The organism is Geothrix oryzisoli, assembly GCF_022808865.1.
Lineage (GTDB): Bacteria > Acidobacteriota > Holophagae > Holophagales > Holophagaceae > Geothrix > Geothrix oryzisoli.
In genome coordinates this window covers 454,475-467,053 of record NZ_JAKZLB010000003.1, presented here as the reverse complement: position 1 = coordinate 467,053, position 12,579 = coordinate 454,475, and the positions used below count along the sequence as shown (strand labels likewise).

At 70.5% G+C, this 12,579-nt stretch carries 7 protein-coding genes; 2 read left to right on the top strand and 5 right to left on the bottom strand.

Features of this window, described 5'->3' with window-relative positions; all coding sequences use genetic code 11:
* Positions 1-149: 149 nt before the first annotated feature.
* The 3 genes from MLE43_RS10315 to MLE43_RS10305 form a co-directional block, all read right to left on the bottom strand.
* Positions 150-2,246 (bottom strand): xanthine dehydrogenase family protein molybdopterin-binding subunit, encoded by a 2,097-nt coding sequence (locus MLE43_RS10315; protein ID WP_243303682.1) that lies wholly within the window; start codon positions 2,244-2,246, stop codon positions 150-152.
* Entirely contained in the window at positions 2,243-2,719 is a 477-nt protein-coding gene (locus tag MLE43_RS10310) for a (2Fe-2S)-binding protein (RefSeq protein ID WP_243303681.1), read from the bottom strand. Before MLE43_RS10310 ends, MLE43_RS10315 begins: the two co-directional genes overlap by 4 nt.
* 326 nt (positions 2,720-3,045) lie before the next feature.
* Positions 3,046-3,708 (bottom strand): methyltransferase, encoded by a 663-nt coding sequence (locus tag MLE43_RS10305; RefSeq protein WP_243303680.1) that lies wholly within the window; start codon positions 3,706-3,708, stop codon positions 3,046-3,048.
* Between the two features lie 148 nt (positions 3,709-3,856).
* Here MLE43_RS10305 and MLE43_RS10300 point away from each other — a divergent pair, with 148 nt between their 5' ends.
* Positions 3,857-4,636, top strand: a complete 780-nt coding sequence (locus tag MLE43_RS10300; RefSeq protein ID WP_243303677.1) for a hypothetical protein — start codon at positions 3,857-3,859, stop codon at positions 4,634-4,636.
* A gap of 24 nt (positions 4,637-4,660) precedes the next feature.
* Here MLE43_RS10300 and MLE43_RS10295 read toward each other — a convergent pair whose 3' ends face one another.
* Together MLE43_RS10295 and MLE43_RS10290 are read right to left on the bottom strand one after the other, a co-directional pair.
* On the bottom strand, positions 4,661-6,748 hold the full coding sequence (locus MLE43_RS10295) for a DNA topoisomerase 3 (protein WP_275976156.1): 2,088 nt from the start codon (positions 6,746-6,748) through the stop codon (positions 4,661-4,663).
* A 60-nt stretch (positions 6,749-6,808) separates the two neighbouring features.
* Positions 6,809-7,132, bottom strand: a complete 324-nt coding sequence (locus tag MLE43_RS10290; protein ID WP_243303675.1) for an HU family DNA-binding protein — start codon at positions 7,130-7,132, stop codon at positions 6,809-6,811.
* A 533-nt stretch (positions 7,133-7,665) separates the two neighbouring features.
* Here MLE43_RS10290 and MLE43_RS10285 point away from each other — a divergent pair.
* On the top strand, positions 7,666-12,576 hold the full coding sequence (locus MLE43_RS10285) for an excinuclease ABC subunit UvrA (protein ID WP_243303674.1): 4,911 nt from the start codon (positions 7,666-7,668) through the stop codon (positions 12,574-12,576).
* Positions 12,577-12,579: the final 3 nt, after the last annotated feature.

Sequence of the window (12,579 nt, the reverse complement as noted above, 5' to 3'; positions counted from 1 at the left end):
GGCATTCCATTCGAACTCCAGTCTGGATCATGCCAACCCGGTCTCCCTCATGGATATCCAGAAGATGCTGGCGCCCGTGCGGATCGCCCGGATCTTCCGAAAGAGCGCCGAGGTGGGACGGAGACTGGGGCCTCAGCTGCCGGCCCAGGCTACTTCGCAGGCACGCGTTTCAAGGCCTCGAGGACTCGCTCGGGTGTGAACGGCACATGGGTCACCCGCGCGCCGGTGGCGTCGAACACGGCGTTGGCCAAGGCGGCGGCCACCGGTACCACGGGGGGCTCACCGATGCCCTGAGTGACCGAGGTGGCGTTGTCCGCGAAGACGACCTGGATGCGGGGGATGGCGGAGAAGCGTGGCAGCAGGTAGGTGTCGAAGTTCTTGTCGAGGATGCGGCCCCCCTTGAAGCGGATCTCCTCGCTGAGGGCCTGCCCGATGCACATGGTGATGGCGCCCTCCACCTGCTGGCGGGCCCCGTCGGGATTCACCACGAGGCCCACATCCACGGCCTCGAGGAAGCGCTCCGTCCGGACCTTCCCGGTGGTCTTGTCCACGGCCACCTGGGCGATGGCCACCACGAGGCCCTGGCGCCAGGCACCGCAGGCCAGGCCGATGCCCCGGCCGGTGGGCCCGGGTGCAGGCTCCCAGTCGAAGGTCTCCACGGCCAGGTCCAGGAGGCGCAGGAGGCGGGCATCGGTGATGAGACGACGGCGGAGGGTCACGGGATCCAGGCCGGCTTTGGCCGCCAGGGCATCCAGCTGGCTTTCCCGGGCGAACGCGTTGGTGTGGGCGTTGGGGGCGCGCCAGGCGCCGACTTTGAGGGGATGGAGGTTGGGGACGGCCGGGGCCTGATACCGGTTCGTCTGCATGTCGTAGGGGAGCTCGGCCTCACCCTGGGAGACACCAGCCACGGTGCTGTCCCAGAAGGTGATGGCGCCGCGCCCGGCATCCAGGCCGGAGCGGATCTTCACCACGGCGGCCGGCCGGTAGCCGTCCAGGAAGAGATCCTCCTCCCGGTTCCAGGCGACCTGGATGGGCACGCCGGGGACCCGCCGGGCGATGCGGGCGGCCTCAATGGCCCCGGGGCCCACGAGCTTGCCGCCGAATCCGCCTCCCACGAACTGGGCGATGATGTGGACCTTGTCCTGGCCCAGCTTGAGGGCCTCGGCCACGGCCTCGCGGAAGACGAAGGGGGACTGGGTGGAGGCCCAGACCGTCATGCGGCCCTCCTCCCATTTGGCGACGGAGGTGTGGGGTTCGAGCGTGGCGTGGCTCTCGTAGGCGTTGCGGTATTCCCCCTCCACCACGGTGGCAGCCCGCTTCTCACCGGCGGCCAGATCGCCGCGGGAGATCATCACACGCTGCCCCGGGGCCGCCTTGTCCACCAGGTACTGGTAGATGCGCCCATCGTCCACGTCAGGTTCGGTCCCCTCGAAGGTGCCCTTCACGAGGGCGAGGGCCTTGCGGGCGGTGTCGGGCTGAGGGTGGAGCACAGCCAGGAGTGTGCCGTCCCTCACGATACGGACACCAGGCATGCGTTCGGCGGCCGCAGTATCAGCCGCGACGAGGTTAAGCCCATGGGCCGGGGGCCGCAGGATACAGGCATGGAGCGTGCCGGGAAGCCGCAGGTCGCCGGCGTACTTGGCGGCGCCAGTGGTCTTGGCGAGGGCGTCCTTGCGGGGAACGCGGCGTCCGATGAGGGTGCAGTCGGACAGGGGCTTGGGCTTGATCTTGCCCAGGTGCCGCTCCATCTTCCGCCCCTTGACCAGCTCGCCAAAGGTCGTGCGGCGCGCAGGGGCGGCCTTCACCCAGATAGCACCGTCCTTCAGGGCCAGGTCTGCGACCGGCGCGCCCAGGGCTTTGGAGGCCATGCGCAGAAGCACAGCCCGCGCTTCCGCGGCAGCGCCCCGCAGGACAGGGGCCGTATGCCACATGGTGAGGGAGCCGCCGGTGGGCATATCCCAGGGGCAGAGGTCCGTATCGCCCATGAGCATGTCGACCTGGGCCGGGTCCAGTTCCAGTTCCTCGGCGACGAGCATGGCCAGCACCGTCATGGCCCCCTGCCCCAGCTCCACCTTCCCCACGAAGCAGCCCACGCGGCCGTCGGCTGAGATCTTCAGGTAGGCGTTGAGATCCTCGGCGTAGGCACCAGGCCGGGTCGGCACAATGGGTGCCGATCCGACGGGGGTCGTGAAGAAGAAGGTGAGCGCACCCGCGGTGACGCCCTCGAGAAAGTCTCGGCGCCTCATCGCACACCTCCCATGGCCTTGCCGGCCGATTCGACCGCGTCCAGGATCCTCACGTGGGCCCCACAGCGGCAGAGGTTCCCCTCCATGGCCTCGACGATCTCGGTCCGGGTGGCCTTGGGCTTCTTCTTCAGGAAGGCCCAGGCGGCCATGATCATCCCGGAGGTGCAGTAGCCGCACTGGAAGGCGTGGTGGTCCTGGAAGGCCTTCTGAACGGGGTCCAGCTTCCCGTCCAGGGCCAGGCCCTCGATGGTGAGCACCGCCTTCCCGGCCACGTCGCCCAGCGTGGTGGAACAGGAGGGCACGGCCTCGAAGTCCACGAGCACGGTGCAGGCCCCGCAGAGCCCGGCCTCACAGCCGACCTTGGTGCCAGTGAGGCCCAGTTCGTCGCGCAGGACCCATACCAGCATCCGGTCATGGGGGCTTTTGACAGTGACGGGCTTGCCGTTGAGGACGAACGAGACGGTGGCGTCCATGGGGAACCTCCGGGGCAAGGGCAGGCTGGGTGCTGGTCCCATGGTAAGCCCGGAACCGGAGGTCAGCGCTGAGGATGGGGCCCGAGGTCGGCAGCATCGAGGTGGCCCTTTAAAGCCCGCGCGGAACTCCCCCTCAGGGCCCTCGCGAACCCTGTGGGATGCGGCTGACCGACTCCCAATGGCTCCTTCCAATTGAGACGTAGGTTCAACGTTCTCGACCAAGGTCTGGGTGCAGCCGAGGCCATACGGCTCGCCGCCCTTTCAATGGTCAGTCTGGAGGATTGGCCGCCCATCCGTCAGTCCTGGAAGCGCTTCCGGGACGCACCTCACGCGCCATCCGGTTCGGCCAGGAGGAGCCTGTTCTTGGGCGTGATGTCTCCGGGTATCACTTGGGTGAACACGCGGTAGCCCTGGAAACGCAGGCGGGCGGCGCGGGTGGCGTCGATGGCCAGGGGGCCGTCCAGCCATCCCTCCAGGCCGCCGAGGTCCGCCTGCTTGAGGTCGTGGCAGCAGGGCAGGACGGCCACGCAGGCGCCGGCCGCCACCGCCCGGTCAAGGATCAGGTCGGTCAGTCCCCCGCAGGCATGCGCCGAGACGACCAGGTCGCCTCGCTCCAGCGGCACCTCCCTCAGGTCGGTCTCGAGATGGCGGACCCGGCCCTCCAGCCGCGGCCACTCCCGGCAGAGCGCGGCTTCAAGCGTGGCCGCGCTTTTCGGAATCCTATGGTCGACCGCCAGCGCCTCGGGGGAGCTGTCGTCGAGCAAGAGGAGGATCTGCGCGAGCAGACCGTGGCCACAGGCCAGGTCCACCACCCGCCTTCCCCTGAACCGGCGCCGCACCCTCCGGGCCACCTCCCAGGCCTCGTACAGTTCCTTGCGCGGCAGGCAGCCGGCACGGCACACCGCTCTCGCAATCGCGTCGAACAGGGTTTCCCCCGCGAACTGAGGGAGCAGGGCTTCGGTCAGGCGATTGCGAGAGGAACGGTCCATGAAACGGCGGATCCTGTGGCTGGGACGGGGTGATGGGCGGAATCACCTGGTTCACGGTAGCTTTGTCGAAGCGGACCCTGCATTTCCGAAACGACTTGAACCGGGTATTGGCGCCTTCGACCACCTGAACCTTGACAGAGTAGGACCCATGCCAAGAAGGCACCTCTTCGAATTCCACGACATGCCCTGGTTCCCCGGGGCCTGGCGGGATGTCATCACGGACCTGCTGAAGGTCTTCTCCATCCACTCGCATCCCTACCGTTGCATGGTCCCCATGCTCTCGGAGGCCCTGAGACGCTCCCATCCCGAGACCATCCTCGATCTCTGCTCAGGCAGCTCGGGGCCATGGGAGGACTTGAAGGCGCGGCTGGAGGAATCGGGCCTGGATCTTCCGGTCGTGCTCACGGACAAGTATCCCCATCGGAGCGCGATCCAGCAGGCCTGGCCCAGGGAAGGCATCCGGTACCTGGAGGAATCGGTGGACGCCACGAAGGTGCCCGCCCATCTGAGCGGCTTCCGGACCCTCTTCGCCTCCTTCCACCACTTCAGGCCCGCCGAAGCCCAGAGGATCCTCCAGGACGCGGTGGAGGCCTGCTCCGGCATCGCCATCATGGAAATCACGCGGTGGTCCTGGAGGTGGTTCTTCGCCTCCCTGTTCTCACCCATCTTCTTTTGGATCGCCTCCCCCTTCGTCCTGCGGCCGTTCACGTGGCGGCACCTCGTGTGGATCTATCTCCTGCCCTTCCCGGTTCTGTTCACCGTCTGGGACAGCCTCGTCTCCGGCCTGCGGACCTACTCACCCCAGGAGCTGGAAGCCATGATCCATTTCCCGCGCGCCGAAACCTACCAGTGGAAGATCGGAGAGAGAACCGCCACCTGGGCCTGCACGGTGACCTACCTCGTCGGGGCCCCCAGACTTGAAGCCTGATCGCCACGGCGTCGCCGGGGCGCCTCAGGAGGTCTTCACCACCGGCTCGACATGGCCGCAGGGCATGCAGCGGTGGACGAACTCGCCCCGGCGGGTGCTGGGGATGACCCGCATGGGCTGGCCGCAGGTGGGACATGGGCTGCCGTGGACCTGGGGGGCGGGGGCATCCTGGAGTTCCGCCACCACGCTGGCGACGAATCCCCGGATGTCGGCCATGAAGGTGGTGCGGGTCTCCTCGCCCCGGCGCATGCGCTCCAGGCGGGCCTCCCAGCTGCCGGTCAGCTCAGCGCTGCGCAGGGCTTCGGCGGGCAGACCCTGGATGAGCCGGATGCCCTTCTCGGTGGGCAGCAGGACGTTGCGCTTCCGCTCGATGTAGGCGCGCTTGATGAGGGTCTCGATCATGTTGGCCCGCGTGGCCGGGGTGCCCAGACCGCAGTCCCGCATGGCGCCGCGCAGGGCCTCGTCGTCCAGCTCCCGGCCTGCGCCCTGCATGGCGGCCAGCAGGTCTCCCTCGCTCATGCGCTTGGGCGGGGTGGTCTTTCCCTCCTTGGGGTGGAGGGAGGCGACGTCGACAGCCTCCCCCTTCTTCACCGCGGGCAGGCCGCCCTCGGCCTCCTCGTCCGCATCATCCTCGCCTTCCGCCGGATCGGCCGCCTTCTCGACCTTCCGGCGCCGGTACGGTGGATCCACGGCCGACCAGCCCTCCTCCTTCACCACGGTGCCGTTGGTCTTGAAGGTCGCGGCCACGGCGTCGCTTCCGATCACCTCGGTGATGATCGTGGTCTTGGCCTCGACGCGATCCGGAAAGTAGGCCGCCAGGAAGCGCCGGGCGATGAGGTCGTAGATCCGCAGCTCGTCGCCCGCCAGGCCCCGGGCGGGCTTCTCCGTGGGCACGAGGGCGGCGTGGTCCTCCACTTCCTGGTCGTTGACGAAGCGCTTGTCGAGCTTCACGGGCCACTGCTTCCGCAGCTCGTCAAGGAAGGGCCGGAGCTCCGTGAGCTGCCCCTGGGCCAGGGCCTTGATCCAGTGCGGCGCCTTCAGGGCATCGGCTTCCGTGAGGTGGCGGCTGCTGGTGCGGGGGTAAGAGATGAGCTGCTTCTCGTACAGGCTCTGCGCCAAGCCCAGGGTGCCCTCCGCCGTGAAGCCGAAGCGCTTGTTGGCCTCCTTCTGCAGGGCAGTGAGGTCATAGAGCAGCTCGGGCTTCTTCTTCTCCGTGCGCCCCGTGGCGCTGCGGATCTTCCCCGGCCGGCCTTCCAGGCGGGCCGCCAGGGCCCTCGCTTCTGCCTCGGTGGCGAAGCGCTCCTGAGTCTGGCCGTCCTGCTCCTTGAACCACCGGCCCTCGTACTCCCCGTTGGGGTGCGCGAACCGGGCGCGGAGGGTCCAGAAGGGCTGCGGCTTGAAGTTCCGGATGTCGAGTTCCCGGCGCACCAGCAGCGCCAGGGTCGGCGTCTGCACCCGGCCCACGCTCCACACGCCGTCTTCCGCCCCGGCGCGGCGCATGCGGAGGGTCTGGGCACGCGTGGCGTTGATGCCCACCAGCCAGTCCGCCTCCTGGCGGCTGCGGGCGGCATCCCGCAGGCCCGTGTAGGCCTCGCCCGGTTTCATGGCCCCATAGGCCTCCCGGACCGCCTCCGGGGTGAGACTGGAGGTCCAGAAGCGCTGGACGGGCTTGCTGCAGCCCGCCAGGCGGTAGACGAGGTCGAAGATCAATTCGCCCTCGCGCCCCGCGTCCGTGGCATTCACGACCTCAGTGATGTCCTCGCGGTTGAGCAGGCGGGCGACCACCTCGAACTGCTCCTTCGTCTGTTCGATGGGCGCGTAGCGGAAGGGCTCCGGGAAGATGGGCAGCCGGTCCCAGCGCCAGGCCTTCCAGGCGGGATCGTAGCCCTCGGGGTTCAGCGCCTCCACCAGGTGCCCCACGCACCAGGTCACCACGAGGCCATTCCCCTCGATGAGGCTCCGCCCGCGCCCCGGCAGGCCCAGAGCCTCCGCCAAGGCACGGCCCATGCTCGGTTTCTCGGCGATGATCAGACGCAGGGTGGCTCCCGGGAGCGCTTTCCATTGTAGGGGAGCCCCCGGCCGCTGGCGCCCTCCCGGAACCGCTGAGACCATGCCCCCGGACGAAAAAGAAGGGGCCGGTTGGCCCCCTTCTTCGTGATCGGGATCCAGCGACTACTTCTTCTTGCCCTTGGGGGCGGCCTTCTTCGCGGCCTTGGGCTTGGCGGTCTTGGCAGCCTTCGAGGCCTTGAAGCTCATCGACTTCGAAGCGGCGATCTTGATGGGGGCGCCGGTCTGGGGATTGCGGCCGGTGCGGGCCTTGCGGGTCTTCTGGCTGAAGGTGCCGAAGCCGACGAGCGTGACCTTGCCACCCTTGCCGACATGGCCGGCGATGGACTCGAGGAAGCAGCCGATGGCGGCGGCGGCAGCAGCCTTGGTGATGTCGGCAGTCTTGGCGACGGCATCGACGAGTTCAGCCTTGGTGAGGTTCTCGGCCATGTTGCGGGCCTCCTGTAGGTGAGCGCCAACGGGCGCGGAGTGATGTGTCGCTTGGATCTTGCCTCAATTCCCCCACAGTTCAAGCAGATATTTGCTCCGTTCTTTTTTTTGGCGGCCTTCCGCATCCCCAGGATCTGTGCGGCCTGGGAGGTCCCGGCCCCGGAGACCGGCGCCGCTCCCGCCCGGGTGCGCCCCGCCCAGGCGAGCTGGAAACCAAGCATTGACGGGCTTTTTGGAGTCATCCGAGGGCCCCGCCCTGGCCCGTGGGGCGGCCCCTGCCCCGGCGTCCGGCCCCTCCTCGTGGCCGCGGAACGGCTTTCCGCGCCGGTGGAGCCCGGCCCCCGGGAGGGAAGCTTCCCTCGCCCACCCACCTTTCCGGTCCGCCAAATCGGGGACCGGGCCTGCCTCCCGGCCCGGCCGCTCGAATTGAGCGTCCCGGCCCGGCGGCCCTGATCCGATAGATAATCGACCTCAGACCGATCGTCTCCGGCGCCTGTCTCCCGGATCGTGTTGAGGATGATGAGGGGCCTGCCTTGGCGGAACGCGACAACCAGGAAATCGTCATCCGCGGGGCGGAGGCTCACAACCTCCGGGGGTTCGACGTCCGGATCCCGAGGCGGAGCCTCACGGTCATCACGGGTGTCTCGGGCTCCGGGAAATCCTCCCTCGCCTTCGACATCCTCTTCCGGGAGGGCCAGCGACGGTTCCTCGAGACCCTGCCTGCCTTCGCCCGCCAGTTCGTGGGCCGGTTCGCGCGTCCGGCGGTGCGGAGCATCGAGGGGCTGGGACCCGCCGTGGCCATGGGCCAGCGGGCCAGCCTCTCCAACCCGCGCTCCACGGTGGGCACGCTCACCGAAGGCTGGGACCTGCTGCGCCTGCTCTTCGCCCGGCTCGGCTCGGCTCCGGAGGGTATCCGCCCCAGCCGCGGCCTCTTCTCCTTCAACGGCGAGGAAGGCGCTTGCCCCCAGTGCCAGGGGCTCGGCCTGGAGGATCGCCTGGACCTCGACCTCCTGGTCGCGGATCCCGCGAAGTCCCTGCGGGACGGTGCGCTGCGGGTCAGCACCCCGAACGGCTACCTCATGTACTCCCAGGTCACCCTCCAGGTTCTGGACGAGGTGCTCCGGAGCCACGGCGCCTCGGTGGACCTCCCCTGGCGCGACCTGGGCGACGAGGCCCGCCATGTGGTGCTCTACGGGTCAGACCGCCTGAAGGTCCCCTACGGCAAGCACCCTCTCGAATCGCGCCTGAAGTGGACGGGCATCACCGCGCGTCCCCGCCAGGAGGGGTTCTATCGCGGGCTCGTCCCCGTCATGGAAGAGATCCTGCGCGGCAAGCGGAACGACTCCATCCTCCGCTTCGTCCGCAGCTCCGCCTGCCGGGCCTGCCAGGGCACCCGCCTGCGGCCGGAGGCCCTGGCCGTGACCTGGCAGGGCCGGCGCATCGTGGATCTGGCCGCCCTGACCGTCCGGGAGCTGCGCGCATTCCTGGCCTCGACCGGAACCCGGGCGGAAGAGGCGGCGATCTTCGGCCCCATCCGCGCGGACCTGCTGGCCCGCTGCGACCTGATGGCGGAGCTCGGCCTGGCCTATCTGACCCTGGATCGCCCCGCACCGAGCCTTTCCCGCGGCGAGCTGCAGCGGTTGCGCCTCCTCGGCCTGGCCCTGGGAGAGCTGCGGGGCCTGCTGGTGGTGCTGGACGAACCCTCGGCCGGGCTCCATCCCCATGACGTGGGCCGCCTGGTCCAGGTGCTCCGGCGCCTGCGGGACCAGGGCCAGACCGTGGTGGTGGTGGAGCACGAGGCCCAGATCGTCCGGGCCGCCGACTGGCTGATCGACCTGGGCCCCGGACCCGGCCGTGAAGGGGGGCAGCTGCTCTGGAGCGGTCCCCCCTCGGACCTGCTGGCCACCGCGTCGCCCGAGGCCGCCTCGCCCACCCTGCGCTGGCTCACCGGAACCCTCCCGGCCCCCGCCCCGAGACAGGCTCCCGCCCACAGCCCGCTCCGGTTCGAGGGCCTGGGACGCCACAACCTCCAGGACCTCAGCGTGGACCTGCACCCGGGCACCCTCAACGCGATCTCGGGCGTGTCGGGCGCGGGGAAGACCTCCCTCCTCGACGAGATCGTGGCGCGGCTCCAGACGGGCCTGATCCCCCAGGCGCCCTTCCGCCGCATCGTCACCGTGGACGCGGACCCGATCGGACGGACGCCCCGCTCCAATGCGGCCACCTACACCGGAGCCTTCGACCTGCTTCGGGATCTCTTCGCGGGTTCGCCGGACGCCAGGGTCCGCGGCTTCGGCAAGGGGCACTTCTCCTTCAATACGGCCGGGGGTCGCTGCGAGGCCTGTGAAGGGGCCGGCGTCCAGGAAGTGGGGATGCGGTACCTGGGCAGCGTGGAGCTGCTCTGCGACGTGTGCGGCGGCCGGCGGTTCCACCCCGACGTGCTGGAGGTGAAGGTCGGGGGACAGACCATCGCGGATGTGCTGGAGGGCAGCATCGCCGAGGCCGCGGAACACTTCAGCGAGCAGCCCCGGCTCCGGCGCATCCTGCAGGCGCTGGTGGACGTGGGCCTGGGCTACCTGCCCCTGGGCCAGCCCGCCACCACCCTGTCCGGCGGCGAGGCCCAGCGCGTGAAGCTGGCCACGGAACTCGCCAAGGCCGCTGGAGGCCCGGCTCTCATCGCCCTGGACGAGCCCACCGCGGGGCTCCACGCGGCGGATGTCGGCGTGCTCCTGCGGGCCTGGGACCGCCTCCTCGACGCGGGCCACACCCTGCTGGTGGTGGACAACGACCTGGCCGTGCTGCGCCATGCGGGCCGTGTCCTCGACCTCGGCCCCGGCTGCGGTCCGGAAGGCGGCCGCCTGGTGGTCGCCGGGCCACCGGACGCCGTCGCCGCCTGCCCGGAGTCCCACACGGGCGCCGCGCTGCGAGAGCCCCCGTCGCCGCTGCAACCCGGCCCCGCGCCCGCTGGAGCTCCCCCCATCGAGCTGCGGGGCGTGCGCACGAACAACCTCAAGGACCTCGACGTGACCCTGCCCGCCGAGGGGATGACCGTGGTCACGGGGCCCTCGGGTTCAGGCAAGTCGTCGCTGGTGTTCGACACGCTGCTGGCCGAGGCCCAGAACCGCTTTGCGGATCTGGTCTCACCCTGGGCGCGGCGGTTCCTGCCCCGCCCGGGCGGCGCGGATCTGGTCGCAGCGCGCGGCCTCCAGACCACCCTCGCCGTGCCCCAGCGGGCCGGGCGCCGGAACCCCCGCTCCACCGTGGGCACGACCACGGAGTTGGATGAGCTGCTGCGCCTCCTCTTCGCCCGGGCCGGCGAACAGCCCTGCCCTGCCTGCGGGAGGCCGACGCAGGGAGAGCGCTGCGCCTGCGGCCAGACGTTCCCGGCCCTGTGGGCCGCTGATTTCTCTCCGCACTCCGAGCGCGGCGCCTGCCCCCGGTGCAGGGGACTGGGCTTCCTCCAGCGCTGCGCCCCCGAGCGGCTGGTGAGCCATCCTGACCGGCCTCTGGACGGTGGGGCCATGGACGGCACCCGCTTCGGCGCCTACCTGGGCGAGGCCCATGGTCAGTTCGTGGCCATCCTGCGGCAGGCGGCCGCCGAGGCCGGACTGGACCTCACCCGGCCCTGGCGTGAGCTGGGCCCCGCCGAGCGCCGCCTGGCCATGGCCGGCACCGGCGACACCCTGTACGAGGTGGCCTGGCACTTCCGGCGCGGCAAGGTGGAAGGCGTGCACCCACTGCGGACGCCCTGGGCGGGCTTCGCGAACCTCGTCGACCGGGAATACGAGCGGATCCACGCGGATCCGAAGGGCGAAGAGCTGGAGGCCCTGCTGGTGGACACGGCCTGCCCGGATTGCAGCGGGGAGCGCCTTCGGGAGACCTCCCGCGCCGTGCGCTTCGGCGGGTTCCGCCTCCCCGAGGTGATGGCCCGGCCGGTCGGCGAAGCCCTCGCCTGGCTCGAGGCCCTGTCGCATGAGGGCCTGCCCCCGCGGCTGCGGGCGCTCACCGAAGGCCTCCGGGGCGACGCCACCCGGCGCCTCCGGGCCCTCTCGGAGGCCGGACTCGACTACCTCGCGCTGCAGCGGGAGATGGCCAGCCTCTCCGGAGGCGAGGCCCAGCGCGTCCGCCTCGCCGCCGCCCTGGATGGCGGCCTCGTGGGCGTGACCTACGTCCTGGACGAACCCAGCCAGGGGCTCCATGCCCGGGATGTCCAGCGCCTGGGCGCTGTGCTGCGCGGCCTGGCGGACGCCGGCAATGCGGTGGTCCTGGTCGAACACAACCCGGCCCTCATCGCCGCGGCGGACCAGATCATCGAACTGGGGCCGGGCTCGGGACCCGAGGGCGGCCAGGTGGTGGCGATCGGGACGCCGGAGGCCCTGAGCCACCTGCCGGCCTCGCGGACCGGGGCCCAGCTGCGCCGTTCCCGGGAGATCCACGGGGGTCGGTCGGCCCCGGTCCCGGTCCCGGGCCTCCGGGTGCGGGGAGCCCGCCTCCACAACCTTCAGGGGATCGACGTCGCCTTTCCACTCGGCGCCGTGGTGACCGTGACCGGCGTCTCCGGCAGCGGCAAGTCCAGCCTCGTGCTGGAGGTGCTGGCACCATCCCTGCGGAACTGCCTCCGCGGCGGCGACCCTGTGGGGTGCGAGAGGATCGACCTGCTGACGGACTTCCGGGAGGTCATCAGCGCCGGGCAGGAGGCTCTGGGCATCGCCTGGAGCAGCACCGTCCTCAGCCTCGCGGGCCTGGGCGAGCCCCTCCGCAAACGCTTCGCGGCCACGCCCCAGGCCAGGGCCGCGAAGCTGTCCGCCCGGTACTTCTCCACCGCCACTCCCGGCGGCCGCTGCGAAGCCTGCGAGGGCCGCGGCACGATCGCCGTGGCCATGGACCTTCTCCCGGACGTCACCGTGGGCTGTGAGGTCTGCCAGGGCCGCCGCTTCAAACCCGAGGTGCTGGCGTGCCGGCTCGACGGCCACAGCATGGCGGAGGTGCTGGAGGCCAGCGTGGCAGAGCTCGCCGCGTGGTTCGCGGCGGACGCTCCGCTGGCCAGACCCCTGGAGGCGCTGGACCAGATCGGCCTGGGCTATTTGCGGCTCGGGCAGGCGGGCGCCGCGCTCTCGGAAGGCGAGCGTCAGCGGCTGCGCCTGGCCAGCCTGATCGCAGCGCCTCCGGCGGGGCGTGCCGCCATCCTCCTGGACGAGCCCACCCGCGGCCTGGGCTTCGAGGACGTGGCACGCCTCGTCGAGGCGCTGCGTCGCCTGGCCGGGGCGGGCCATCTGGTCGTCGCGGTGGAACACGACCTGGACTTCATCGCCATGAGCGACTGGGTCATCGACCTGGGACCCGATGGCGGTTCCGCCGGCGGCCAGGTGGTGGTGGCGGGTCCGCCCGCAGCGGTGCGGGCCTGCGCCCGCTCGTACACGGGGCAGGCCCTGGCGCACCGCTGAGCC

Bases quoted from the DNA above. Each gene is read 5' to 3' on its own strand.
- MLE43_RS10315 (WP_243303682.1), bottom strand. From the start codon at position 2,246: ATGAGGCGCCGAGACTTTCTCGAGGGCGTCACCGCGGGTGCGCTCACC.
- MLE43_RS10310 (WP_243303681.1), bottom strand. From the start codon at position 2,719: ATGGACGCCACCGTCTCGTTCGTCCTCAACGGCAAGCCCGTCACTGTC.
- MLE43_RS10305 (WP_243303680.1), bottom strand. From the start codon at position 3,708: ATGGACCGTTCCTCTCGCAATCGCCTGACCGAAGCCCTGCTCCCTCAG.
- MLE43_RS10300 (WP_243303677.1), top strand. From the start codon at position 3,857: ATGCCAAGAAGGCACCTCTTCGAATTCCACGACATGCCCTGGTTCCCC.
- MLE43_RS10295 (WP_275976156.1), bottom strand. From the start codon at position 6,748: ATGGTCTCAGCGGTTCCGGGAGGGCGCCAGCGGCCGGGGGCTCCCCTA.
- MLE43_RS10290 (WP_243303675.1), bottom strand. From the start codon at position 7,132: ATGGCCGAGAACCTCACCAAGGCTGAACTCGTCGATGCCGTCGCCAAG.